Below are 25403 nucleotides of genomic sequence, written 5' to 3'. Positions count from 1 at the left end.
TCAAGTAGAGAGACCGAGCGCTTTCAGAACGCCCGTGTCAATTTCAGCGGCAGAGCCCTCGGTCGCCAGGCTCATGCCGCCCTTACCTCTGTAGGCCCAGTAGGCCCAAGGAAATCCGTTAAGTTCGGCAGCCGACCGAACGGCACGCAGCCATGCTAACCTGGAAGCGCCGACCTCGGCGCTCGCCCCTGGCTGCAAGGCCGCGCCGAACTCTCCAAGCAGAACCCTGGACGAGGCTATTCGCCGCGCGCGCGCCCAGTCGCCTATGCGTGCAAAGACAGCTTCAACACCTTCAGCGTCGCTCCCCCCATCGAAATAGCTGTTTAACAGTCGCTCCGTAGTCAGTGAAGCAGCCAATTTCCCATCCGGCGACAATCCGCTGTCGCGATCAATCAATAACTTCGCTTTTTGTACAGCTGATGTTCGTTGGGCAGGCGCCGGCGGCCAGACCAGGTTCTCGACGTACCGCTCCTGCTCCTTTTGGACGCCTTGATGCGTAAAGATATGCGGCTCGTAGTAGTGGAACGTATAATAAACGTTACTATTTCTATACCGATCGACATCGAGGCTCAGGAGCGCGCGATAGCTGCTCCAGTCAGCGCCTGTAAGCACTATCGGAAGCGCGTCGCCTGCGGCTTGCCTCGCGACATCATGCAGTCCAGCCTGCATCGCTCGCCAGTGCACCTGCCCTTCAGGCCGCCAGAGCGGCGGCTCGTTAAAGAGCTCGAGTGCGACCTTCATGGGGTCAAGACGCGCAAGCGCTTTCGCGAGCGCCTGCGTCATTCTCGAATACGCTTTGAAAGCATCGCCGTCGCTCATCAGTTGGCCAGGCGCGAACCGGGGATTTTGCGCCACCGGATGAAGGTCCACTACAACGCTGAAGCCTGCGTGGATGAAGCGTTGGGCCCGACCTAGCACGATATCGATGAGTTGATCCCGGAGAAGCGGTGCGGATGCCATGAGGATCGCGGGATCCAGGGTCAGTCGTAAGAAATCAAAACCCTTGGCTTTCAGAGCGGCCAGTTCGCCATCCGAGGTCTGAAAAGACGCGCCGGTAAAGGGGGGCCAGACGTAATTCCCCGGCGCCGACATCTCGGGCCAATTCAGAACATGGTGGAAGTTCATGCCGCGGCGCAGAGGAGGACCCGGGCCCGCCGGGCCTGTGGATCCCGCGCCCCCGGCACCGCCATCGGACAGCCCGTACGCAGCCACCACCAGACCGATGGCCAAACGTCGTGAAACAGTCGTCATGTGGTCCGCCTCCAACCGCGGAACGTAAGCGCGGGAAAATTCACAAGGTCGGCCTCCGCGCCATCCGACCACGAATACCGATGGTGATCGATGAGCAATGACGTTGGGGCGAGATACTACCGAGCCGATGTGTCGAGCACGGCCTAAGCCGGCAGAGGCCGTCCCCTGAGCGGCACTACTGTGTCATTCTCCAGCGACGTCCGCGTAGCCAGACCAACTCCCGAACCGAGTAACAAGGCGAGCATGGCGCTCATCGAAGGGACTTCCAATGCGTAGTCGCTGAGGCCTTGCAGCGCAAAGAAGAGCCCGACCGCCAAGATAGCGGCCAGATGATTGCCCGCCTCGCCTCGCTTCGCGGCCCCCCTCGCGACGAGCACCAGGGCCAGCAGAAAGATCGCGGCCATGAGCCCTGCTCCGAGCGAGCCGGCTTGGGAGAGCCACTGGATATAGACATTGTGCGCTGCGCCGACATCATACAGCAGTTTGAAATCGGCCGCCCCGGTCGCCCGGTTGTTCAGCGTGTGAAAAGATCCCATGCCCCAGCCGAACCAGGGCCGCTCGAGAAAGAAAGCATAGTGGACCTGCATGAGGCGCAGGCGATAGCCTAGGTCGTTCGCTAGGTCCGGCAATCGCGCAATCAACCCGCTTCCAAAGACAGCAAGCAGGGTCAGCAGGGCGAACATGGCGCCGCAGCCGACGACCACGGGGTTAAGCCTCGCAGCCGCGCCACCCAATCTCTTGCCGCGAACCAGCAATACAGCCGCCGCCACCGGAAAGCTGACAGCGACAGCCATGCGAGACGCCGTCGTCATCAAGCCTAGGATAAAGAGCAGCAGGAAGGCCGTCGCTACCGGCCTTCTGTCCAGAAGCGTGCGCCGCGATGTGCGCGCGCCCCGGGGCAGCAGAAACCCGCCAACCAACATGGCCATGCAGCCGAACAGCGTCCCCGCAGTGTTGGCGCTGACAAACGTGGCGGTGAATCGGCCGTGATTTGCGATGCCTTGAAGGCTCAGGGTTCGATCCGGCCAGACTGCGGCGATCGCATAGCCGAAAATGGCCAGCCCGGCAGCTAGATAGATCAGCCAAGTCAGCATGATCCTGCACCGGCGAAGTGAGGACCCGATCGCGAGGCCAGCCACGAACAGGCAGCCTAGAGCGAGGAGTTTGAGGATCTCGACGAAGGTGGCCTGCCTGTCGATCGACGCCTGGGCGCCTGGGAAGAGGCCCCGGAACCAAACGGGTCCGCTATCGACCAGCAAGGGCACCACGGCCACGACCACAAGAAGACCAAACAGCGAGGTGAAGCATATCACTATTGCCGCACGTTCGCGCAGCGCGGCAATGGCCCAGTCCCTCCACACCAGAACGGCCAGAAACCCCGCTTCCAAGGCGGCGGCGAGCAGTGACAACCCGAGATTGTTTGCGCCCATTCCGAAATGCAGGGCCGAAACGATCAAGGCCGCAGCCACGGCCGCCCAGGCCCCGTTCACCCGCTGCACGCCAATTTTGGTAGACTTGATCACAGCGCCGCCCACGATGACTAAATAACTTCCAATTGGGAATTCATCGCCGGTCTGTCGATCAAAGGCGTTGCTTACTCGACTACATGAGACAGAATTTTCGTCGATATCAAGTTAAAGACTGCCTCGGCCGCTAGCGGTTCGGGCAGGCGTATCGGCGCAAGACGACACGCTCTTGTCGGCTGGCGGCTAGCTTCGGTCACCCCGAGCGGCCCAGGCCGCAGCGGCGTCCGAACAACCGCCTGTCGCGCCTCGTGGCTGGATGCGGGCGGCCGAGCGACCAATGCGGGTTTCGCAACAACACCGATGTGTCGTTTCACCGCCGACCAACGATTGAGAAACATTCTCGCTCGCTGGTAATGACGTCACGAGCATCGTAAAAATCAGCGGTGCACCACCACCAAGCCCTCGCTTTCGAGTGCTAAGGACGAACTGATTTCGAGTGAGCAGCGTAGCTGACGCATTGGGATGGCTGAATGGATGGCATGTACAAGATCGAGTCTATCCAAGCCCTTCGATTTTTCGCCGCGCTGCTCGTGGTGATAGACCATACGCTTCTGGCGCTGACCTCTGCCGGATCCTTGCCGTCCAGCACCAATGAGGTCGCCTGGCTATTGGGCGAAATGGGCGTCTACGTTTTTTTCTCGATCAGCGGTTTCATAATGTTGATCACCAACAAGGAGCGGTTCGGCCGCGACCGTGCGATCGGTGATTTCCTGGTGAGGCGCATTGTTCGCGTGGCGCCGATTTATTGGCTATTCACCACCTGGGTCGTCCTGTCTTCGATTATCAACGCTGACCCGATCACGCTCGAACAGACGTGGAAGTCATACCTATTCATCCCGGTCGCCAATACCCTGGGACAGATGCGACCGTTGCACGGCGTGGGCTGGACGCTGAACTACGAGATGTTGTTTTATGGGGTGTTCGCCGCAACGATGGCCTTGCGCTTCAGAACTGGGGTCATCGCGGTACTCGCGGCGCTGGCCGGCTTTGTCTTTGCGGGATGCGTGCTCCGGACGCCGTTCGACTTGGGCGAGCCCCAAGGCCTCCTAGAGGTCTGGACTAGCCCTATCCTGCTCCTCTTTGGCTTGGGCGTTCTCATCGGTCTGGCCCGTTTTCGCTTTGGCGTGGTGGCCTGGCCGATTTCGCCCTGGATCTTAGGTGCGGCCATGATCCTCCCGCTTATTGCCTTCTATCTGAAAGGCGATCCGCTTTCGGTCTGGTGGAGGGTTTTCGCGGCGGTGACCGCGGCCGGAGTCGTGACCTTGGCGGCCTTCACCCGTTTGCCCCTTGGGGCGGTACGGCTTCTGGTGCGCGGCGGCGACGCTTCCTACAGCCTCTATCTAGTCCATACGTTTGTCATTGGCACCTTGTCGCGCCGGCTCCCCGATCTGGCCGGGCACCAACCCGTCCTTTTCTTCCTGACCGCCGTGTCGGCGTCGATCGCCGCTGGGTTTCTCACGCGCGCAATTATCGAGAAGCCGCTCACGCGGCTCTTCTGGGCCGGCGCGACCCATCTGCACTCGGCTCTGGGCTTGAACCGCGCCCCGAAAAGACCTCCACCCCCGCCGTCGATCCACCCCGACGGCGCCTAGGCGTCTCGTCTCGAGCCTGGTGGGCTGAGCCGATCTTTTAAGTCTGGCCTTCGCCGCACCAGAGCATGCGTTGGACGCAGCTCCCGCGCCTCGGTAGACTCCAAGCGCCTGGCTGGTGGCGCGGCGTTCACCCTCGCTTCCCCGATCCGCTCCATCTAGCCGCCCCCCCCCCCCCCCCGGGGGACGCTTGGTTTGGCGGCGCGCTGGTCGATGCCCCCAGACCGCAAGGGCACACTACGCTTGCCCCTGCTCAGGAGCAGCCCGATCTTGTCCCGCCGCCGGTCAGCCACCAGCGAGAGAAGGTTCAAGCTCGGCATCATCCGCTGAATAGACCTGGAGACGACGACATGGATGGGAGCGCGCTTGAGCGATGTCGGACCACAGGTCTGATCAATTCGCAGGTGACCAAATCGTTGCTGCGCATTCGTTAATGCGTAAACCAATTTTACCTTGAAAGACAGAAACTTTGCGCGCCGAACTATACGGAAATCTGTATTGGTTCCCACCATGTCAATGAACCGCCTAGTCGCGCGACGCAATGACGCACACTATATCGGTCAATTTGGTTTTTACGCGCTATAGGCGAACCGATATACCGCCGTTATTCAATTCAATTAAAGAGTTAACAACAAATTAGATATATCATTTAACGCAGATGAAATTTCAATTATCGTTTACATACCTCGAAGCAGGGGTGTGTAAATGACTTATTTCAGTGCAAAGACTTTCGAACTCCACAATGGTGGTTCGTCATACGCGTACTCAAACATCGACGACTCCATGCGCTTTGAAGTGCGCGCAGGCGATCAATGGAAATATGACACTTCCAACAAAGAGCGCTCGGAAATATCCAGCTACAAGCACCTGGATTACGGAAAGACCTTTGAGATCAGCTATACCTTCAAGGTTGAGAATGGTCAGCGCAACACGGCCGATTGGCTGCTGATCGGCCAAATCCACCAGACCGAGGACGCAGGGGATCTGGGAACCAGCCCCCCCTTCGCGATTGAAATGGTCGGCGAGCGAATGCGCATTGTCTCGCGAACCACGACAGAAGCGACCACGACGGTTCAGCCACCGATGCAGGTCTTGTGGACGGACAGCGCGGACATCCAGCGCGACCATTGGTACAACATAAAGATCGAAATTCGTTTCGATCCGTCGGGCAACGGCGTAATTAATGTTGTGCGGGACGGCGTTATCATCGTCCAGTACTCCGGAGCCACGGGATATGTGGACGCCGTCGCGCCGTACTGGAAAGAAGGGATCTATCGCGAATCCTCGCCAGAGACGATGGCCGCGGACTTCAAGAACCTTTCAATCGTCGAAGTCGCCGGCGCCAGCGTCCCGCCCACCTCGGCTGTGATCACGCCGGCGGGGCCGACCGCCGTCGACCTCACCACATCCCTGGTCACGACGACCCTCGCTGTTGGGCACGCCGACCTGACCCTCTTGGGCTCCGACGCGATCAACGGAACCGGCAACGACCTTGCCAACATCTTGCGCGGGAACGGCGCCGCCAACACCCTGACAGGCGGCAACGGCAACGACGTGCTCTACGGACTTGGCGGCAACGATGTTCTCAACGGCGGCGTCGGTGCTGACACGGCCTACGGTGGCCTGGGCGACGATGTCTACAACATCGACAACAGTCGCGACGTGACGGTGGAATTTGCCGGTGAAGGGATCGATACGGTCAACGCGTCGATCAGTTGGACCCTGTCGGCGAACATCGAGAACCTGAACCTCGGCGGCTCGGGCGCCGTGGACGGCACTGGCAACGAGCTTGCCAACATCATCTCCGGGAATGACGCCGCGAATGTGCTTTGGGGCGGCGGTGGGGACGATCTTCTGCGTGGCGGTGGTGGTATCGACACCCTGTGGGGCGGGGATGGCAACGACACCCTGTCCGGCGGCGTCGGGGCGGATATCGCCTATGGCGGCCGCGGCGACGATATCTACAACGTTGACAATGTCGCCGATAAGGTAATCGAATACTCCGCCCAAGGAACCGATCTCGTCAACGCGAGCATCACGTGGACGCTGGGGGCCAATGTCGAAAACCTGGTGTTGCTCGGCGCCTCGGCGATCAACGGCACGGGCAACGAACTGGCAAACTCCATCACCGGCACCGAAGCCGCGAACACTTTGTGGGGCATGGGCGGCAACGACATCCTGCGGGGCAACGGTGGCGACGACATTCTCTGGGGCGGCGCGGGTGCCGACACGCTTTCAGGGGGAGCGGGCAATGACAAAATACACGGCGGAGCCGGAGCAGACCTGATGAACGGCGGCGCGGGATCGGACGTGTTCATCTTCGACACGCTGGCTGACATTGACTACAATGACGTGATCAAGGACTTTTCGACGGCCCAAGGCGACAAGATCGATCTACGCGCAATCGACGCTAATACCAAGGTGGCCGGTGACCAAGCGTTCACGTACCTGGGGACTCACGCCTTCACGGGCATCGCCGGTGAACTGCACATGGTGCGTGAAACAGGCAATATCTGGCATGTTGAAGGCGACACCAACGGAGACGGCATGGCGGACTTCTCGTTCACCATCAATCCCGGCTCGGCGCTCCCGGCCACCGATTTTTTCCTCTAACCTGTCCTAAATCCGTCAATTCTCATAATAGGTGTTCCAAGACGACCTGCGGCTTTTCCGCAGTCGTCTTGTGGCACGACGGAGCACACCAGCGATGGCAGGGCCCACAACCATGCCTGCGATGAACGCCACAAAGACTATGGGCCAAAAGTAAGGGTCTGTTGCCATTTTATTAGTGTGGCTCGGTTTCGGGGTTGAGTCGAGGCGTCGGCGCGGGCGTGTAGAGCGATTGGTTCGGGTCAGATATTGGCCCCTAGCTTTGCGGTGCCCAATCGCGAGGAGAGCTGAAAGAACGATACCGTCAGCCGCCACGTGCTTGTCGAGAGAACTAACACGTCCAGACCACAAGCAATCGTTCTCCAAACCGACGGGCGGACACTCGATTTAGCAACAAGCGTTTGCTTGACCCAACAATTGAAAGACAACGCGTCAGGCGCCGTTTCGCTCCCCGCTGCGGGCAGGCCGCCGCTAAAGCTCAGCGGGAGTGACGGCGCTCCAATTACCAGTCGATAAAGCAGGATAGCCCGGCTGAAAACTCGATCTAAGGGGCATATCCGGTCAATAATTTCAGCTTCGTGGTGACAGCAAACGTGCTGGTGACATCCCCTGGCTGCATCTGCCGCATGACGAGCTGCGCCTTCAGCCCGAGCCGGGCCTCAATGATTTCCACCATGCGCAGCAGCGCCTCTGGCTTACCACGGCCTATATTATAAATCTCATTAGCGCCGGGGGCGGGCGGGTGCGCGAGAACCGCCATCACACCATCCACGATGTCGTCGATATAGGTGGAGTCGCGCTCAATCGCGCCGTTTCCAAATATCTCGATAGGCTCGCCGGCCAAAATCTTCTGCGTAAAGTTAAAGTAGGCCATGTCCGGGCGACCAAAGGGGCCGTAGACGGTGAAGAAGCGCAGACCTGATTGCCTTAGTCCAAAAAGTTTGCAGTAGCTCGTGCTCATCAGCTCTCCAGCACGCTTAATCGCTGCGTAAAGCGACTCCGGCGCATCGGTCGCATCCGTTTCACTGAAACTCCTGCCCCGAAGAGGTCGTTTACCATAAACGGAGTTGGATGAAGCGTAGACAAGCGATTTCACACCGACACGGCGAGAGGCCTCAAGGACGGCGAGGTGACCCGCCAAGTTCGACTTCTGGTAAGCGACGGGGTTCTCGAGGGAGTCACGGACGCCGGCTTGGGCGGCGAGGTGCACGATCTGGGCAGGACGAACCGCCCCCACCAAGGATGCAACAGCCTCGGCGTCGGAAATGTCGACGCGCATCATGTGGAAGCCGGTCCGTGCTTCAAGTTTTTCCGCGCGCGCGACCTTGAGCCCGGGATCGTAGTAGTCATTGAAGTTATCGACGCCGACGACAGCCCCCCCTGGTCCAGAAGGCTATGGGACACTGCTGCGCCGATAGAACCCGCGGCGCCTGTGACAAGAACCGTCATCTGGCGAATGCCTCGCCCCGCCCTATGCTGGAATATCGAAAGCCCTACCGCTCCATTTCGCTCTTTCGATAAATATTTCGGAGATCGACGATGTACGGCTGGCGCATCAGCAACTTGATCCGATCAAGGTCTAGCGCCCGAAACTGATTCCATTCCGTGATGATCAACAAAACGTCGGCGTCGACGGACGCCTCGTACGGGTCCCGCTTGAACACAACGTCTGGCAGCAGATGCCTCGCCTCCCGTTCGCCTTCGGGATCGAAAGCCTGCACCTCGGCGCCCATGATCTGCAGGGCCTGAACGATGTCCAGACTCGGGGCGTCGCGCGTGTCGTCGGTGTTGGGTTTGAACGTCAGCCCTAGAACGCCGATGCGCTTACCCGACAAGTCAGACGTCCCAAGCATATCCGCCACTTTTGACGCCATGGCTCGCTTACGGGTGTCGTTCACCTCTACCGTCGTTTCGATCAACTGAACCGGCGAGCCGTAATCCTTGGCCGTTTGTACCAGGGCCAGGGTGTCCTTCGGAAAGCAGGATCCGCCATAGCCCGGCCCCGCGTTTAAAAACTCAGACCCGATCCGCTTGTCGAGACCAATGCCCTTAGCCACCTGCTGGACGTCCGCGCCCACCTTTTTACAAAGATCGGCTATCTCGTTGATGAAGGTTATTTTCATCGCGAGGAAAGCGTTAGCGGCGTATTTGGTCAGCTCGCTCGTTCGGCGAGACGTGAAGACGATCGGCGTCTCGTTCAGGCTGAGCGGTCGATAGACGTCGCTCATCACCGCCCGCGCGCGCTCATCATCCACCCCGACAGCGACGCGGTCGGGGTGTTTCAAATCGCCTATAGCGGCACCTTCGCGCAGGAACTCGCGGTTGGAGACAACGGCGAACTGCGCGTCTGGCCGGACACGCCGAATGATCGCCTCCACCTCATCGCCTGCGCCGACTGGGACCGTCGATTTGGTGACGACAACCGTAAAGCCGCCGATCAGCTTGGCGATCTGATCGGCGGCCGCATAGACATAGAAGAGGTCGGCATGACCGTCGCCGCGCCGGGCCGGGCGTGCCCACCGAAATGAATACGGCGTCGGCCTCTCGGATGGCGTTGGTGCCATCGCTCGCAAAGAACAGCCGTTGCTCCCGCAGGTTTCGCGTCACCAGTTCGTCGAGGCCGGGCTCGAAAATCGGCATGATCCCTTGGCCGATCTGTTCGATCTTGGCCGGGTTCTCATCGACGCAGGTCACGGTATGGCCGAAATCGGCGAAGCAGGCCCGACACCAGGCCGACATAGCCTGTGCCGATCGTAACAACGCGCATTTTTGACCCCAGCTCCAGCAGCGAGGAGCGCCATGATTGGCGAGAACGATGACAAGCGGTCTGGATGTCGACCGGGGCTATTCAGGTCTGCAGCAGGCTGCGCTCATAGCCATGGAGGCGCACTGCGGTCAACACGCCCGTCAAATAGGCTCCGGTGTCAACGCCGATGCGCCAGGGCTTCAGCTCTGGCGCGGCAAGCACGGTGTGGCCGTGGACCACGACGCGGTCGGCCGGCCATCGGGCCTTCAAGAACGGTTGCCTGATCCAAAGAAGGTCAACCGGGTCCTGGTCTTTCAGGGGCGTGCCGGGCCTTACGCCGGCATGCACGAACAAATAATCCTCGCACGTCGCCCAAAGAGGCATCGAGCGCAGAAGATCCCAGTGCGTGCCCGGCACCTGGCTCGACAGCCTCCATCGGATATTTTTCCACGCCGAGTCCGAGGGCTCGGCAGGAAGATCTACGCCGTAGGAGGCGAGGGTCGCGCCGCCGCCATGCGCGCACCACGCGGCCCCGCCGACCCCCTCGTCAACGAACTGCAGCATGCTATGTTCGTGGTTACCCCGGATGCAGACAACTTCGCACCAGCCTTCGGCCTTCAGGCTCAAGACGATGCCCAGGCATCCAGCAGAGTCAGGCCCCCGGTCGATCAGATCGCCCAGGAACACCAACATGGGCAGCGATCGAGGGACGCTGATGTTGACGTCCTCGCGGATCATTTCCACCATGCGAGATAGCAAGTCCAACCGCCCGTGCACGTCGCCGACGGCGTAGATCAACCGGGGCGCGTGGCTGCCGCGTTTCCGCCCTCCTGTCGATCTAAGAAAAGTTAAAAGCCCCAAGCAATAGCCTCCACGGATCTTATTGCCCACTCAATGGGATTGGGTCGTTGGCTGGCACGGTTCTGTCCACCTCTTATTCACCAGCTTCATTTCCCGAAATTTCACCGCACCCATGCAGGATCGTCATCAAACAGCGGGCCTATCGCCTACCGGGGAAAGACGATGCTCAGACACTATAGCATGGCTAAGATCGCACGAGCACTGGGTACGCTCGTTCTCCTGTCGTCGCTCTGCGCTGGTGCCGCGACTCACGCGGGGGCGGCCGAGCCGGCGTTCATGCGCCTGGGTCGCCAAGCGCCTCCGCCGCCTGGCTATCTGGCGCTGTGTCGGAGATTGCCGTCCGAGTGCGGCCTGCGCGGCGCCTCGACTGACCTCGCCCTGGCGCCCCAATCAGGCACGCTGCGCCCAACCGCTGCGGGCTTTTACCAGAAGGCGCCGGAGATCGGACGCGAGGCCTATGACTGGAAGGCTGCCCTCGGCGTCGTTGACACGCTCACGGGTACGGACTCCCTGCCGCCGCCCGAACAGGCTCGGCTACCGTTCAACCGGCGGCTGCTCACCGAGCTTCAACGCGTTAGCCGCGCCGTAAACAGCCGCATCAGCGCGACCTCGGACATGGACGCCTTCGGTCAGGAAGACTTCTGGGCGTTGCCGCTCACCGAAGGCCTCGGTCATTCGGGCAATTGCAAACACTACGCCTTGGAGAAGCGCAAGACGCTGATCGACAACGGCGTGGATCCTGCCGCGTTGTCCATTGCCGTGGTGCGGACGCCGTCTGGCGAGGTGCATGCGGTGTTGGTCGTATCGACGACCACCGGCGACTACGTGCTCGACAACCTGTCGCCATGGGTCGTGAAATGGTCCCAGACGGGGTATACTTGGATCATTAGGCAGGGATCTGGGCAGCCGCTCGCATGGTTTTCAGTGCTGACCTGACTTAGTCTTCGGGCGCGGGGGTTTCACGATGAAACAAGGCGAAGGCTTCGCAAGAAGCCCCTTAGAATTAGGTGCGGGGCTTTTGAGCCTGGGCGTTATGGTCACCACGGTGGCGGTCGCGTTCGCGGCCTATTTCCCCCTATCCGAGGCCTCGCGCAGATTGGCCGATATCGTGCCCTTGAGCGTCGTTCACGCGGCGCGGGCGGAAAACTTGGCTCGGACAGGAATGGCGGGCGACCGCCGCCTGTTGGAAGAGATCCGCCGCCTCAGTGAGCGCGAGCTTCGCGAGGCGCCCGAGAGCTCTGGCGCCTGGCTTCGCTTGGCCGAGGTTCATACCGCTGAAAATTCCGAACGGCTGGACCCCAAGGCTAGCCTCGCGCTCTATCATTCTTACCGTTCCGCGCCGATCGACTATACGATCGCGCGGAGCCGTCTCCTATTTGTGTTCGATCATTGGCAAGAGGTTGATCCCGCAATCCGGGCGCGAGCGGTGACAGAGTTCAAGATCCTCTGGTCGAAAACAATGCTCCGAACCCGGCTAGAGGAGCTGCCCTCGATGACTTCAGACGGCGCTGGCCGAATGGCCGCTGAATTGCTTGTAGAGTCATTGCGGGATGGCGATGTCTCGTTTTGAGGCGCCGTGGCCTTGATCATGTCGTCATAACGTAGCGTTTTGCGCTACTTAAGTTTGGTTTAGGCCGTTGTACCGTGTATGTGGGCGTCTCGCGTCTACGAGGTTGCGCCCAAGGTCAGGAATGGCTGGTTCAGTTTCGGCCTTAGATTAGGAGCTTCCGATGAAGTGGCTAGGTTCGTTTTGGCTATTGATTGCCCTCGCTTTCGCCCCGCTCATGAGCGTGGCGCGCGCGCAGTCGATCACCCCGGCCCCAGCTTCGGCCATGATCGATAGCGCTCGCAATGTGGACTATATCCTGGGCGCCGGTGACAAAATCCGCGTGATCGTCTTTGGTGAACCATCGCTTAGCGGGGAGTTCGAAGTGTCTGGATCGGGCATGATTGCTTTCCCGCTAGTCGGCCAGCTTACCGCACTTGGCATCTCGACAAGTGAGTTCCAGGCCCGCGTGGCTGCGGCGCTGCGTGACGGCTACATCAAGGACCCGCGCGTCAGCGTCGAAGTCCTCAACTACAGGCCGTTTTATATCCTCGGCGAGGTCACCAAGCCTGGCGAATACCCTTACACAAACGGCTTGACCGTGATGAAGGCCGTCGCAACGGCGAATGGTTTCACCTACCGGGCCGACACCCGGAAGGTGTTCATCAAGCGCGCGAACGACGACATCGAACGTCAAATTTCCCTTGATGCCGGCACCATGGTGCTGCCCGGCGACACAATCCGCGTGAAGGAACGGTATTTCTGATGGCAAAGCACAATTTTCAAGCCGCGTTCGCTGCGGTCGTCCTGGCCGTGTCGGTCCCCGGTGTCGGCAGCGCCGCCAGCGCGCCGACCGCTCAGGCACAGATCGAGTCGCTCACCGCCCGACTCGTCTCCGCGCTTAAAAGAGTGGCCAGCCAAGGCTTGGCTGGCGATGTGCTGGCCAAGGCTTACCAGGACCAGCTGGAATCGGCAATCATCGCCAGCGGCTCCCTGCCGGTTACAGTGCTCGCCGCGCTCGACTCCGTACCCGCGACGAACGCGGACGAGCGCGCCGCGATCGTCGTCGTACGGGCTCGTATCAAGAAGGCGAGCGTCGCCGCCCTGCGCCCCACGGCGTTTGGTGGCGTGCTTTCCGGATTTCCGGGCGACGGCGGCGCTTCCCGCTCGAGCGGCGGGGGATCGGACTATCGTCGCCCTTAAAGGGACCGGCGTTTTTTGTTAGCGATAAATAGGATCAAGGCTGAGTGGGGGTTATTTTGAACAAAGCGGTTGGAATAAGGGTCGGACTGTTGGCGGGCGGCTTGTTGCTCATCACGTCTGGCGTCGCGCACGCCCAAGCCGCTCTTGAGCAGAGCGCCGACATCAACCCGGCGAACCTGGCGCGTTTTGGCGGGTTCGCGCGCGATCGCAACGTCGGCGTCCTTGAGCGACCGCGTCCACAGTACGCGACGGAAGGCCTTCGGGTTGGCGCCTTCCAACTCCTGCCGGCCATCACCGGTCGAATCGAGTACACGGACAATCTATTCGCGGCGGCTAACGCCGCTACCAGCGACACTATCTATCACATCCAGCCCGGTGCTTTGCTCCAGTCCAACTGGTCCAACCACTATCTGGGCATCTTCGCCAATGGCCATCGGCGCATCCACGCCGATCACGGTTCGGAAGACTCCACCGAATGGCTGATCGGCGTCAAAGGGCGTCTGGATATCCAGCGCGACGCGGTCGCCGCAGGCGGCGCTTCATATGAGAAGCTGATCGAACCGAGGTCCTCGGCGGGCTCCCCGGCGAACGCGGCGAAGCCGGTCGCGTTCAATGTCGCTAAGGCTAATGTTGGCGGCGTCAAGACGTTTAATCGGCTGCGTTTGAGCGGAAAGGTCGGCCTGCAGGATCTCAAGTACAAGAACGTGCAGGCTCTATCAGGCGGCGATATCTACCAGAAGGACCGCAGCAACACGCAGTTTCTCTTCACGACAAGGGCGGAATATGCTGTGCGTCCATCGACCTCGGTGTTCGTGGAACTGTCCGCCGACAAGCGAAACTTCCGCAATCCGCAGCCCGGCTTCACCGCCCGGGATTCCAGCGGCTACGAGCTCACCGTGGGCGCCAATTTCGAATATCGCTTGTTCCGGGGCGAGGCTCGCGTCGGCCATATTCAGCAAAGCTACGAAGACACAGCCTTTGGCGACGTGAGCGGACTATCCATTCAAGGTCATGTCGATTATTACATCACACCGTTGACGACCCTGTCCGCCACCACGTCGCGAGGCGTGGAAGACGCCGCCATTACGGGCGCCGGCGGCTATTTGCAAACCACGACCGGCGTCCGCGTGGACCACGAGTTGCTGCGCAACCTGATCCTCAACGCTGAGGTCAATTATGGGGACGATGACTATCAGGGTATTGACCGCCTAGACAAAGAGACTCGCCTTGGGGCCGGCGCGACCTATCTTTTGACCCGTTCAGTGGCTGTGCGCGCCCGAATAGAACATTTAAAGGTCGAATCTTCTGGCGTGCAGCGTCGTCAACCCTTTGATGATAATCGCGGTGTAATATCGCTGTACTATCAGTTTTAGATAAGCGCTTTCTTTTTTCGGGGTCCGTATGGAAATCCGCCAGGCCGTGCCTTCAGGTGTCTCTTTGTCACGCGACGAGGAGGTTCTGGACCTCCAACGTCATATCGCCACATTCCGCCGCCATTTCTGGCTTATGGCTGGCGTGGCTGCGGTTGTCTTTGTGCTGCTCGCCGGCTTCCTGCTGCACCGGGTGCCTTCCTACACGGCGACGGCCGAGATCCTACTCGATAGTCGCAAGCAAAATATGCTCGATGTGAAACAGGTCGGACCCGGCGTCGCGGTCGATACGAGCGCGGTTGACACCGAGGTTGAGGTCCTCAAGTCGCGGCAATTGGCCGATACGGTCATCACCGAAAAGCGCCTAGATCTCGATCCCGAATTCAATACCGCGCTCGCCACGCCTTCGAGCCAGCAGGCTCTGCTCGAGAAGCTCGGAATGGCCGCCAAGACCCAGCGGCCGGTTGAGTCTGCTGACAAAGTCAGGGCGCGTGAGCGCATGGTCGATGAAGTGATTTCCCGTCTGACCGTCGAGCGGTCGGGCGGCACCTTCGTCATACGGGTCAATTTCGAAGCGAGTGATCCCGTCAAGGCCGCAGCCATCGCCAACGCTTATGCCGACGCCTATTTGGCGCAGCAGCTCCGCGTCAAGCTCGACGCTACCCAAACCGCGAACCAGTGGCTCAACTCCCGCCTGTCGGGCCTACGCTCCCAGGTGGAGGCGGCAGAGGCGGCCGTGCAGCGGTATAAGGCCGCCAATGGCCTGCTAAGCGCAGATGGCACCACCCTCACCGAACAGAATATATCGGCGCTTAGCACGCAGTTGGCCGAGGTTCGCGCCTCGCAGGCCGAGCAGGATGCCCGTCTTTCCACGGCGCGCCGCCAACTCGCGAGCGGAAGCGCCGGCGACGATATCGGTGAAGCCTTAAATTCGCCGGTTATTCAGCAGTTGCGAGCCCAGAAGGCCGAAGTCAGCCGCCGCGTGGCAGATCTGAGCAGCCGCTACGGCCCGCGTTATCCCGACCTGCTTAAAGCCCAACGCGAGGCCGCAGACATCGATGTCCAAATCCAGTCGGAGATCAAACGGGTAATCTCCAACCTCTCCGCCCAGGCTGACGTCGCCCGCCAGCGCACGGGTTCGGTGGAATCGAGCCTGGGCCGCACCCGCGGCACCCTCGCCGCCAACAACGCCGCATCAGTCCAGTTGAACGAACTCGAACGCAACGCGGAATCGGTGCGAACGCTCTACCAGTCATATCTTGACCGGTTCAAGCAGACGAGCGCGCAGCAGGGCGTAGAACAGAGTGACGCGCGGGTCATCTCGCCCGCGCGGGTTCCAACCCGCCCGAGTGCGCCGAATGTTCCAAAGAGCCTTGCCCTAAGCATCGCTGCGGCGTTGGTGGCCGGTGTAGGTTCCGTGTTCGCTGCTGGGGCCCTCGAAACTGGCGTCTCGACGTCGGAAGAAATCGAAGAAGCGCTCAATACGCCGCATCTCGGGTCAGTTCCGCTTTTGGCCTCCACTTTGGCCGGACAACGCAGCAAGCTGTCGCCGATTGACTACGTCGTCGCCAAGCCGCTTTCGGCTTTCGCGGAAGCCTTCCGAAACCTGAGAGCCGCGATCGCCGCCGGCTCCAGCGCTGGAGCCGCCAAGGTCGTTCTCTTTACCTCCGCATTGCCGGGCGAAGGCAAGACCAGCACCTCGATTGGCATTGGTCGGACTGCGGCCATGGCCGGAGTTCGCACGATCATCGTGGACTGCGACCTAAGGCGCCGCGGAGTGACCCGGGCGCTTGATCTCAAGCCGACCGTCGGCCTCCTGGAGGTACTCCTGAAAGGGGCGTCACTCAACGACGCCATCGTACTTGACGAAAAGAGCGGCGCCTATGTCCTGCCGCTCAACCGCGAGGCGCAGACCAGCCGGGACGTGTTCACTTCGCCCGAGATGGCGACGGTTCTCGAAAATCTCCGCCAGGCGTTCGATTTCGTCGTCCTGGATGGTCCCCCGGTGCTCCCAGTGGCTGACAGCCGGGTGCTTGCGCCTCGGGCGGACGCTGTTGTCCTGCTGGCCCGCTGGCGCAAAACACCGAAGCGCGCCATCCAAGAAGCGCTTCGAGAGATCAATGCGTCCGGCGCCTATTTGGTGGGCGCTTCACTCACTCAGGTCGACGTCCTGAAGCAGGCTCGCGACGGCTACGGCGATGCGGGCTATTACTACAAAGCCTACAGCCAATATTACCTAGAATAGAAACGAGCGGAGGAAGCGCCACCTTGTGCTTCGTGCGAACTTCGCGCGTGAGCCTACTGCCGCGTGGCGCACGCACTGATCGCGTGAGCGAACTGAGAATAGGACACGGAACATGAAAATCGCCATCTACGGGCTTGGTTACGTTGGCTTGACTGCTGCTGGGTGCCTAACCAGCGAGGGGCACTCGGTGATCGGGGTCGAGGTGAATAAAGATAAGGTGATGCAGTTGAACGCCGGTCGGTCGCCCATTACGGAGCCGGGGCTGGAAGATCTCCTCAAGACCGCCGTCACCGAAGGCCGTTTCGAGGCCTTACAGCATGTTGGAGATCAACTTGCCACCTGCGACATGGCCATCGTCTGCGTGGGCACGCCAAGCGCGCCAGACGGCTCCCATAACATGAGCTACATCGCGGAGGTCTCCAGGCAGATCGCCCTATCGGTGGATAAGGGCCGCGCCGAGCCGTTGACCGTTGTGTATCGCTCGACTATCCGGCCAGGCTCGGTCGATGGCCTGATATTGCCGATCTTCCGATCGGTCCTCGGAGAGGAAATCGGGCTGATTGAGCTTATCTATAATCCCGAGTTCCTTCGGGAGTCGGTCGCGATCAAGGACTACTTCGCGCCCCCGAAGATCGTGGTCGGGACTCATGACGGCGGTAAGTCCAAGAATATGGAATTGCTCAACGCCAACATCATCGCGCCAGTCTTTTACACGGGTTATCGCGAGGCTGAATTTACGAAATTCGTCGACAACACCTTCCACGCTGTCAAAGTCGCGTTTGCCAACGAGATTGGACGAGTTTGCGTCCAGTTGGGCATCAGCGCCAAGAAGGTTCACGAGATATTCGTGTCCGACACAAAGTTGAACATTTCGGCTTATTATACTCGCCCGGGCGGGGCCTTCGGGGGCTCATGCCTTCCTAAGGATGTACGAGCTCTGCAGTACATCTCCGGCGACGTGGGCGGCAACACGCACCTGATAGACTCGCTGCTCAGGTCCAACGATTCTCACAAACAGTTCCTGTTTCAGCATTGCATCAAGGGCTTGGAGTCCGACGCCAAGGTTTTGATGCTGGGCCTGGCCTTCAAAACCGACACCGATGATCTGCGTGAAAGTCCAAACCTCGATCTCGCGCGCCGCCTGCTTCAGGCTGGCTTCAAGCTGTCAATCTACGATCCGGCCCTGGAGCCATCGAAACTGCTTGGCCAAAACCTCGGCTATGCCTATTCACAGCTGCCCAGTTTGGCCGACCTGTTGGTAAGCCAAGCTGACGTCGAGGCCGCTCAGTACGACTTGGTGATCGATACGGGCGGGCGCGCCAAGCAGCTTCGGCTTGACTCCGCCAAGCTGATCGACATCAACGCACTGCAATAATGCGAAGCTCTTCGGGCCCGAGACCACAGCCAATGCTGAAAAAGCCTGCCGACGCCGCCGCCCTTCCGCTGGCCGGGCGAAAGATTCTCATCATCGTCGAGAATCTTCCGCTCCCCTTCGATCGTCGGGTCTGGCAGGAGTCGAAGACGCTCCGCGCCGCCGGCGCGGAGGTGAGCGTCATCTGCCCGACCGGCAAGGGGTATGAGAGCTTGTATGAAGAGCTGGAGGGCGTGCACATCTACCGTCACCCGCTCCCAGCGGACGGTAATTCGAAGTGGGGCTACCTCTACGAATATGTCTATGCGCTTTTCATGGAATTCAAGCTTTCCATGAGGGTGCTCAAGGAGCGTGGCTTCGATGTGATTCAGGGGTGCAACCCCCCCGACCTCATTTTCCTCGTCGCCGCGCCGTATCGCCTTTTGGGAAAGCGGTTCGTCTTTGACCACCACGATATAAATCCCGAACTGTACGAAGCGAAGTTTGGAAAGCGTGGGCTTTTCTGGCGGCTGCTGCTTTTGGTGGAGCGCCTCACCTTCATGAGCGCGACGATCAGCATCGCCACGAACGAGAGCTATCGTCGGATCGCGATCAAGCGCGGAAAGATGGCACCCGAGGATATCTTCGTTGTCCGCAGCGGCCCCGACCTCTCGCGTGTCAGGCCGGTCCCCCCCGTCCCCGCGCTACGGAAGGGGCGGGCGTTCCTTTTGGGGTATGTTGGCGTGCTGGGCGAACAGGAGGGTATCGATCTATTGCTCCACGCAATGGATCATATCGTGCGCGTTCTCAAGCGCGACGACGTCCAACTCTGTATCGTTGGTGGCGGGCCCAGCCTTGCAAGCTTGAAGGCGATGGCGCGCGAGTTGGAGCTCGACGCCTATGTGGACTTCCTGGGACGAGCGCCCGATCAGGAGTTGTTCGAGGTGCTCTCGACCGCGGACGTCTGTGTCAATCCCGATCGAGTCAACGAGATGAACGACAAGTCGACGATGAACAAGATCGTGGAATATATGGCAATGGGGAAGCCCATCGTGCAATTCGACGTGACGGAAGGCCGGTTCTCCGCGGGCGAAGCGTCGCTTTATGCCCGAGCGAACGACCCCATCGATTTGGCAGACAGGATCGTCGGCTTGCTAGAAGACCCTGCGAGCCGAGCGCGAATGGGGGCCATTGGTCGCGCGCGCGTCGAGCAGGAACTGTCGTGGGACTATCAGGCCCCCAAGCTCATCGAAGCGTATGAACGGCTCTTTTCAAAATGAGCCCGCCTGAAGCGCCATGCTGACCGGTAAGCACCGAATTGCAGCTCGACCGCAAGGCGTCCTAAAGGACGCCGCCGGGGGCGCCGCGCGCGTAACGACGGGCAAACAACGCAATCAAGCCAGTCTTCGGCTACTCTATGCCGCACTCGGCGCACTGCTGTTCGCCTCCTACGGGGCGATCGGCAAGGATCTGCTTCACAACCCGGTGAGGGATGCGATCCTCCTCTCGGCCTATGACGAGCCCTATAATCGACTTCGCTATCTGACCGTCCTGCTTATATTCGCCGTCGCCCTGCTAGAGCGGCGGGTGATCATAACGCTCAGGTCGATCTGGTTTCTCGCACCACTGATCGCCGTAACCGCGGGCTCGATTTTCTGGTCTACCAGCGTCGTGGTCACCGGCCGCAACGCGTTTCTGCTGGCGGGCCTCGTGGCCAGCACCGCTCTCATCGTCGCCCGCAACGGCACCGGCGGCTTCTTTCGGATCCAGCTCCACTTCCTTGCCCTGGTGGTGATCTCAAGCACCCTGCTCGCGCTGGCGGTTCCGGACATCGGCCGACATTCGGCGGGCGACCTCCTCGAACGCGGCCATATTGGTCAATGGCGGGGGATCTTCGGACACAAGAACGGACTTGGCGCCTATGCCGCTATCGCTACCGTTCAGTTGACCCTTTTTGCGAAAGGCGAGGGCCTGCAGCGCGCCTACTGGTGGGCCGCCAGGCTTTGCGCCGTCGCCTGCCTAGTCTTTGCCGGCTCGGCAACGTCGATCAGCGCAACGATCGTGGGTTTCATCATCTACTTCCTGCTTAGCAATAGATGGACCTCCCATCCCTTTGTCCTGTCGATGCTCGGAGCGCTCGTCATTGTCGTGGCGGGAGCCTTGAGCGCGGGCGCCGCGGATGTCTTCGGGCTCTTTGGCCGTGACATGACGCTTACGGGCCGGACAGAGATCTGGCGCGCGGCGGCCACAATGATCAAACAGCATTTTCTCCTGGGCCTCGGTTACGGCTCGCATGTCGAAGTGATGATGAACTACCTGCGTTCCGCGCTCTTCAGCTCGGCGGTCGACACGCACAACGGCTATCTAGACGTGTTCGCGGCGGTTGGCCTTGTCGGCTTCGTGGCCTTCGTATTTGCGGTGCTCGTCGGAGGGCGGAAGGCGTATAGCGCTGCCCGCCACGGCGTGGGTGAAGTGCGCGATGCGGGTTTGGCGTCAATGTGCGTGATCGTCATGAGCCTGACGGCCGCTATCGGCGAGGTATCGCCCTTTCGCGCGGTGGGCTACGGAGGGGCGATATTCTGGATGAGCATCGTGCTCGCGGCGCACGCCAGTGCGCAGGTCCGGCGTGCGATCCAGAGCCCGTCCGCTCCCGAGCCAGCGTTGTGAGCCGGGCGCGCCGGGCCCTCAGCGGCGAGGAGAGCGTTACGCTTCGTCGATCGGGTGTAAGCGCCTCGACCCTATTCTCGCTTATCGTCTTCATCGGCTTCTTAGTCGCGCTGGGGGCTATTGGCAAGGACCTGCTGCATAACCCCGTCAAGACCGGCGTTCCCACAGACCCCTTCGCCGAATACTTTAACCGGGCCCGCTATGTTCTGATCGTAATCTGTATTGGCGTCGCTTTGCTGAAAGCTCGAGTTTATGCGTCAGCCGTGCAAGTCGTTCATATTCTACCATTCGGCTTTTTTGCCCTTCTTTCAGTCATATGGTCGCCAGACGTCATCACGACCGGTAGAAATGCGTTCGTGTTGTTTGGCGTGATATTTTCTTTGGGGGTGATTAGCCAGAAGACCAGCCCGCGGACATTTCTGATAGTTCTGCTGTATTTCCTGGCCATTATCATGCTTGCGAGCGCTCTGCTTGCGGTTCTAGATCCAGAGCTCGGGCGCCATGCCGCTTCGGACGTTCTGGAGAAGGGGCATGACGGCAAATGGCGAGGGATTTTCGCGCACAAGAACGCCTTGGGCTTTTACGCCGCAGTTTCCTCGGTCCTATTTTTCACGCAGGTGCGAATCAGCCGCTTCAACTGGCCTTACTGGTGGGCGGCCCGAGCCGCGGCCCTAGCCTGTCTAGTCTTTTCGGGGTCGGCCAATGCGATCGTCGGAGCTGCGGCAGGGTGTGCGGTGTACGCCATCCTGCGGCGCCGAGCGACAACTCGGTTGCCTTTCCTGCTCGCTGTCGGCTTTGCGGGCGGCGCGCTGTCCTCGATCGCTGTCAATCTGGTAAGCATGCTCGGCCGCGACACCACTTTTACTGGCCGAACGGAAATATGGGCTGGCGCTTTAGAAATCTGGAAGCGATCTCCGCTGCTTGGTTACAGCTACGTTGCCGGCAACACCGTGGTATTGGGCCCAGAGCTCACTCGAATGCTTTTTAGTTCGGCTGTCGATGCCCACAATGGATACATAGACATACTATTCTCATTGGGCATCGTGGGGCTTGGCCTTTTTCTCCTCGCTGTGTTGGTCAGCTTCAACTATGGACATAGGGCGTGTGCCGCAAAGGAAAGTCCTGATCGATCCACCGCAGTTGCTTACATGGTCATCGCCATCATGTCCTGCGTGATGGGTGTGGCGGAAGTTTCCCCTCTTCGTTTGGTCGGAAACGGCGGATACCTGTTCTGGATTTCACTCGTCATGTTGAGCCATCCTGACTTGCGTCCTAGGCTGGCCAGATCTGAAACGCGCCGGCCGCACTCGCGGCCGCAAGGGCGCTCGGCAGAAGTGAGGCCAGCGCCCTCGCCGGCCGACCAGGCGACGGCTCAAAGCGGTCGGGAAATCTGATGTCCCGCGGAACAACAGCCACAACAGTCCCGCCTGTCCCGCCCGCAGGGGAGCCACCGGGCTATCGCCCCTTCGGCGCGTTCAGGCTGCTGCTGGCGGCCTTGGTCATGGTCCAGCATTTTGGCGTGGTGGCGCCGCACGACGTGGGGCGTGCCCTGGCGGTTCCCGCCACCGGCAACATCGCGGTCCTGACCTTCTTCGTGCTTTCCGGCTTCATAATCGCGGAATCTTCTGAGCGATTCTATCTGCACCGCCCCGTGGCGTTCTTCGCCAATCGGGCGCTCCGCATATTGCCGCCTTATCTCGGCGCCGTCCTAGTCTCGATCGCGGCCCATTTCGTTCTACACCGGAGCGGCATCCTCACGTTGTGGGGTCCGCTGGCAAATAACCCGCAGCAAGATCTGTTCACAGCCAAAAGTATCTTGTCGAACTTGGTGTATCCGTTGCCAGGCGCATCGGCACTGATGGGCGAACCGGCCTACCGCTTCATTCCCTACGCGTGGGCGGTCAGGATCGAGTTCGTATTTTACATCGTGATCGCGGCGGTCCTGGCCACACTGCCGTGGTCCAAAAATTTCGCGAAGGTCCTTGCTATACTTGGCGTGGCGTTCATTGGGGTCTATCTGTTCTGGCGTCTAGGCTGGGGACTTTCGACGATGCGAATGATCGTCTATTTCTCGCTTGGCATATCCTTGTACTTCGCCTCGAAGGGCGAGCGATTGGCGATTGTTTATGCCGGGGCCTTCTACGCCCTGTGCATGTTGGATTATTGGAATTATGATAACGTTCAGCGTGCGCAATTCTTCCAGCAAAACCGCGAGTTTCACCGGCTGCCCTTGTTAGAATACGCCCTTCTCGCGGCCTGCCTCGGGTCTATTCCCCTATTGGCACGGTGGCGTCTGAGCGAACGCGCACAGAAGCTGGACACCAAGTTGGGCGGGCTATCCTACAGCCTGTATCTCAATCAATATGTTGCGCTGGTTATCATACATTCGGTCTACAAGGCGCGGGATTTTCGAACGGTCATTATCGCTGTCACGCTCGCGCTGGTGCTCGCCTACCTCATGAATGTGCTCGTCGAGAAAAATACCGAACCGCTGCGCAATGCGATTCGCGGGGTAAGGGTACAGGCCATCTGATGCGTAGTTATCGCTTCGACCTAAATGTTGCCAGAGCGAGCAGCGGCCGCGTAGCCGGGCGTGTTGGGGATCAGGTGTGGAGCGGGCGAATCTCTTGGTAACCGCGTCCGAGGGTGCGGCCCGACCCGCCACTGCAACGCACGACCGGGAAGGCCGGATCGCCGGCCTTGATGGCTTGCGCGCCGTCGCCGTCTTGCTGGTGATCCTCTCGCACTACGGGTTCAACCGCGAGGTGCCCGGCGCATTAGGGGTCACCGTTTTCTTCTTCCTCAGCGGCTACCTCATCACGACCCTATTATTGAGAGAAACCGCCGAATACGGACGACTGAAGAAGAAGGATTTCTATGTCCGCCGGTTCCTCCGACTCTCTCCGGAGCTCTTCTGCCTCCTAATCATGTCTGGGATAGGAGGAATATTTTATGTTGGCCTTCCTCGGATGATCGACTTTGTTGCCGCTGCTTTCTACTTCACCAACTACTACCATATCTCGCATTTACATGGAGACATAGTTGGCCTTCGTTGGCCTCATCTTTGGTCGCTTGCGGTCGAAGAACACTACTACATCCTGTACCCGCTGGTCTTTTCGCTGTTCTGGCGAAATTCGAACCGATTCATCGTCTTCTTGATCGGGGTGTGCGTCTTGGCCCTGGCCTGGCGCTGCACGGCCATCCAGATAGGTCTGCCAAGCGGCTACACCTATGTCGCGTCCGAGGCTCGCATCGACTCCATCGCCTATGGCTGCCTACTGGCGCTGCTCTCGCACCGAGAAGGGTGGCGGAACTATTGGGAGCGCAACTGGATCGCGGTGCAGGTCGTGGGGTTTGCGCTGCTTGCCCTGTCGGTTTTGATCCGCGACCCCTTCTTCCGGGACACCTATCGATATTCGATGCAGGGCCTGGGCATGTGCTTCGCACTGGCGGGGTTGTTGCAGCCCCGACCCGGTAACCTGCTCTTGCGAATTCTCGAAGCTGCTCCGATGGTGTGGTTGGGGCGCATGTCCTACGGTGCCTATCTCTGGCACCTGGAGCTCTCCCACCTGCAGGAGCGTTTTGCGCCGGGCCTGGTTCACGACGGGAGCACCCTGGGGGCGAGGGTCGCCTATGCCGCGACCGCGACGGCGGTCGCCTTCGCCGCCGGCTATCTGTCCTACACCTTCGTGGGCAAGCCAATGCTGAGGCTGAGGCGGCGGTTCGGCGCTCATGTCGCGGTGGAGCCCCGGACCGCCGCCTAGTACCCGGAATCACAGATCGCTGGCCCGTTGTCCATTGAGCAGTCTTTGGCGGACCTTGGCTTTGCTCCAGACGAAGGGCTTTGGGTTGGCGTTGTAGGCTGGATGAAGTGAGCCATGTGCTCTTGGAGTTGTTTGACCGAGCTGAAGGAAGCCTTGGACAGGGACTTCTTCTGCAGAATGGAGAACCAGATCTCGACCTGGTTGAGCCATGAGGCGCTGGTTGGCGTGAAGTGGAAGGTCACCTTGAGGTGGGCCTCCAGCCAGGCGTCGTTGTTCTTATGGGTATTGAGATTATCGAGGATGACGTGGAGCTCCTGCTCGGGATAGGCGGCCACGACCTCGTCCATGAAGTCGAGAAACTCCACACCCCGCCTGCGCTTGGTGTGGGCGGCGGTGACCTTGGCGGTGGCCACCTCGAAGGCGGCGAACAGGTTGGACGTGCCATGGCGCTTGTAGTCGTGGCTGTTGCCGCTCAGGGGTACCCATCCGGTGGAGACCGCGCGGAAATCTAAGCGGCGCGTCCGGCCGTGTCGAGCGGCCGCCAGTTCCAAGGCGGCAGCTCGTCGAGCTGCTGGCTGGGGTGCTCGGCGATACGGGCCAGGACGTCGGCCAGCCAGGCCTGAGGGTCGATGTCATTCAGCTTGGCGGTGACGATCAGGCTGTACATCACCGCC

The 25403-nt window shown here is 60.2% G+C and carries 19 protein-coding genes and 2 pseudogenes; 14 read left to right on the top strand and 7 right to left on the bottom strand.

Going from position 1 to position 25403, the window contains the following annotated elements; genetic code table 11:
- A complete protein-coding gene (locus ACP7AG_RS16700) occupies nt 1-1251 on the bottom strand; it encodes a glycoside hydrolase family 5 protein (protein ID WP_426032192.1) in 1251 nt (416 codons plus the stop codon).
- A 143-nt stretch (nt 1252-1394) separates the two neighbouring features.
- The gene (locus ACP7AG_RS16695; RefSeq protein WP_426032190.1) at nt 1395-2774 is read right to left on the bottom strand and encodes an O-antigen ligase family protein; all 1380 of its coding nucleotides are present in this window, start codon (nt 2772-2774) and stop codon (nt 1395-1397) included.
- Between the two features lie 482 nt (nt 2775-3256).
- Here ACP7AG_RS16695 and ACP7AG_RS16690 point away from each other — a divergent pair, with 482 nt between their 5' ends.
- Entirely contained in the window at nt 3257-4369 is a 1113-nt protein-coding gene (locus tag ACP7AG_RS16690) for an acyltransferase family protein (RefSeq protein WP_426032188.1), read from the top strand.
- Nucleotides 4370-5071: 702 nt separating this feature from the next.
- A complete protein-coding gene (locus tag ACP7AG_RS16685; RefSeq protein ID WP_426032186.1) occupies nt 5072-6979 on the top strand; it encodes a heparin lyase I family protein in 1908 nt (635 codons plus the stop codon).
- 541 nt (nt 6980-7520) lie between these two features.
- On the opposite strand, the gene ACP7AG_RS16680 is transcribed toward ACP7AG_RS16685, so the two are convergent.
- The 3 genes and pseudogenes from ACP7AG_RS16680 to ACP7AG_RS16670 all read right to left on the bottom strand — a co-directional run bounded on the left by ACP7AG_RS16680 (nt 7521) and on the right by ACP7AG_RS16670 (nt 10520).
- Nucleotides 7521-8258, bottom strand: a complete 738-nt coding sequence (locus tag ACP7AG_RS16680) for an NAD-dependent epimerase/dehydratase family protein (RefSeq protein WP_426032184.1) — start codon at nt 8256-8258, stop codon at nt 7521-7523.
- Nucleotides 8259-8469: 211 nt separating this feature from the next.
- A pseudogene (locus ACP7AG_RS16675) lies at nt 8470-9743 on the bottom strand (UDP-glucose dehydrogenase family protein).
- 81 nt (nt 9744-9824) lie between these two features.
- Nucleotides 9825-10520 carry a metallophosphoesterase family protein gene (locus tag ACP7AG_RS16670; RefSeq protein WP_426032182.1) on the bottom strand — a complete coding sequence of 232 codons (696 nt, stop codon included), beginning with the start codon at nt 10518-10520 and terminating at the stop codon, nt 9825-9827.
- A gap of 243 nt (nt 10521-10763) precedes the next feature.
- On the opposite strand from ACP7AG_RS16670, the gene ACP7AG_RS16665 reads away from it, so the two are divergent.
- The 12 genes from ACP7AG_RS16665 to ACP7AG_RS16610 all read left to right on the top strand — a co-directional run bounded on the left by ACP7AG_RS16665 (nt 10764) and on the right by ACP7AG_RS16610 (nt 24729).
- A complete protein-coding gene (locus tag ACP7AG_RS16665) occupies nt 10764-11519 on the top strand; it encodes a transglutaminase-like cysteine peptidase (RefSeq protein WP_426032180.1) in 756 nt (251 codons plus the stop codon).
- Nucleotides 11520-11547: 28 nt separating this feature from the next.
- Complete coding sequence (locus ACP7AG_RS16660; RefSeq protein ID WP_426032178.1) at nt 11548-12153, top strand: hypothetical protein; 606 nt, start codon at nt 11548-11550, stop codon at nt 12151-12153.
- A gap of 160 nt (nt 12154-12313) precedes the next feature.
- Nucleotides 12314-12895 (top strand): polysaccharide biosynthesis/export family protein, encoded by a 582-nt coding sequence (locus tag ACP7AG_RS16655; protein ID WP_426032176.1) that lies wholly within the window; start codon nt 12314-12316, stop codon nt 12893-12895.
- Nucleotides 12895-13332 carry a hypothetical protein gene (locus tag ACP7AG_RS16650; RefSeq protein ID WP_426032174.1) on the top strand — a complete coding sequence of 146 codons (438 nt, stop codon included), beginning with the start codon at nt 12895-12897 and terminating at the stop codon, nt 13330-13332. The genes ACP7AG_RS16655 and ACP7AG_RS16650 overlap by 1 nt, the downstream gene beginning before the upstream one ends.
- 101 nt (nt 13333-13433) lie before the next feature.
- Nucleotides 13434-14705 carry an outer membrane beta-barrel protein gene (locus tag ACP7AG_RS16645; protein WP_426032172.1) on the top strand — a complete coding sequence of 424 codons (1272 nt, stop codon included), beginning with the start codon at nt 13434-13436 and terminating at the stop codon, nt 14703-14705.
- 28 nt (nt 14706-14733) lie between these two features.
- A complete protein-coding gene (locus ACP7AG_RS16640; RefSeq protein WP_426032170.1) occupies nt 14734-16947 on the top strand; it encodes a GumC family protein in 2214 nt (737 codons plus the stop codon).
- Nucleotides 16948-17059: 112 nt separating this feature from the next.
- On the top strand, nt 17060-18322 hold the full coding sequence (locus tag ACP7AG_RS16635) for a nucleotide sugar dehydrogenase (RefSeq protein WP_426032168.1): 1263 nt from the start codon (nt 17060-17062) through the stop codon (nt 18320-18322).
- Nucleotides 18323-18354: 32 nt separating this feature from the next.
- Nucleotides 18355-19578, top strand: coding sequence for a glycosyltransferase family 4 protein (locus ACP7AG_RS16630; protein ID WP_426032166.1), 1224 nt, complete (start codon nt 18355-18357; stop codon nt 19576-19578).
- A gap of 16 nt (nt 19579-19594) precedes the next feature.
- Nucleotides 19595-20965 carry an O-antigen ligase family protein gene (locus tag ACP7AG_RS16625; protein WP_426032164.1) on the top strand — a complete coding sequence of 457 codons (1371 nt, stop codon included), beginning with the start codon at nt 19595-19597 and terminating at the stop codon, nt 20963-20965.
- Complete coding sequence (locus ACP7AG_RS16620; protein ID WP_426032162.1) at nt 20962-22359, top strand: O-antigen ligase family protein; 1398 nt, start codon at nt 20962-20964, stop codon at nt 22357-22359. The genes ACP7AG_RS16625 and ACP7AG_RS16620 overlap by 4 nt, the downstream gene beginning before the upstream one ends.
- Nucleotides 22359-23498, top strand: coding sequence for an acyltransferase family protein (locus ACP7AG_RS16615; protein ID WP_426032160.1), 1140 nt, complete (start codon nt 22359-22361; stop codon nt 23496-23498). The genes ACP7AG_RS16620 and ACP7AG_RS16615 overlap by 1 nt, the downstream gene beginning before the upstream one ends.
- 94 nt (nt 23499-23592) lie before the next feature.
- Nucleotides 23593-24729, top strand: coding sequence for an acyltransferase family protein (locus tag ACP7AG_RS16610; RefSeq protein ID WP_426032158.1), 1137 nt, complete (start codon nt 23593-23595; stop codon nt 24727-24729).
- Nucleotides 24730-24738: 9 nt separating this feature from the next.
- On the opposite strand, the pseudogene ACP7AG_RS16605 reads toward ACP7AG_RS16610, so the two are convergent.
- Nucleotides 24739-25205 (bottom strand): annotated as a pseudogene (locus tag ACP7AG_RS16605) (IS630 family transposase); the annotation flags it as partial.
- A 32-nt stretch (nt 25206-25237) separates the two neighbouring features.
- Nucleotides 25238-25403: transposase domain-containing protein (locus tag ACP7AG_RS16600; RefSeq protein ID WP_426032216.1), on the bottom strand; the 166-nt coding region annotated here is incomplete at its 5' end.

It is taken from the genome of Caulobacter sp. DWP3-1-3b2, from assembly GCF_049896325.1.
Classification (GTDB): domain Bacteria; phylum Pseudomonadota; class Alphaproteobacteria; order Caulobacterales; family Caulobacteraceae; genus Caulobacter.
This window is presented reverse-complemented; position numbering and strand designations above follow the sequence as displayed.

Coding starts and splice junctions, on each gene's coding strand:
- ACP7AG_RS16635 (WP_426032168.1), top strand. CDS start 17,060: ATGAAAATCGCCATCTACGGGCTTGGTTACGTTGGCTTGACTGCTGCT.
- ACP7AG_RS16650 (WP_426032174.1), top strand. CDS start 12,895: ATGGCAAAGCACAATTTTCAAGCCGCGTTCGCTGCGGTCGTCCTGGCC.
- ACP7AG_RS16630 (WP_426032166.1), top strand. CDS start 18,355: ATGCTGAAAAAGCCTGCCGACGCCGCCGCCCTTCCGCTGGCCGGGCGA.
- ACP7AG_RS16685 (WP_426032186.1), top strand. CDS start 5,072: ATGACTTATTTCAGTGCAAAGACTTTCGAACTCCACAATGGTGGTTCG.
- ACP7AG_RS16625 (WP_426032164.1), top strand. CDS start 19,595: ATGCTGACCGGTAAGCACCGAATTGCAGCTCGACCGCAAGGCGTCCTA.
- ACP7AG_RS16615 (WP_426032160.1), top strand. CDS start 22,359: ATGTCCCGCGGAACAACAGCCACAACAGTCCCGCCTGTCCCGCCCGCA.
- ACP7AG_RS16660 (WP_426032178.1), top strand. CDS start 11,548: ATGAAACAAGGCGAAGGCTTCGCAAGAAGCCCCTTAGAATTAGGTGCG.
- ACP7AG_RS16700 (WP_426032192.1), bottom strand. CDS start 1,251: ATGACGACTGTTTCACGACGTTTGGCCATCGGTCTGGTGGTGGCTGCG.
- ACP7AG_RS16655 (WP_426032176.1), top strand. CDS start 12,314: ATGAAGTGGCTAGGTTCGTTTTGGCTATTGATTGCCCTCGCTTTCGCC.
- ACP7AG_RS16665 (WP_426032180.1), top strand. CDS start 10,764: ATGGCTAAGATCGCACGAGCACTGGGTACGCTCGTTCTCCTGTCGTCG.
- ACP7AG_RS16640 (WP_426032170.1), top strand. CDS start 14,734: ATGGAAATCCGCCAGGCCGTGCCTTCAGGTGTCTCTTTGTCACGCGAC.
- ACP7AG_RS16690 (WP_426032188.1), top strand. CDS start 3,257: ATGTACAAGATCGAGTCTATCCAAGCCCTTCGATTTTTCGCCGCGCTG.
- ACP7AG_RS16680 (WP_426032184.1), bottom strand. CDS start 8,258: ATGATGCGCGTCGACATTTCCGACGCCGAGGCTGTTGCATCCTTGGTG.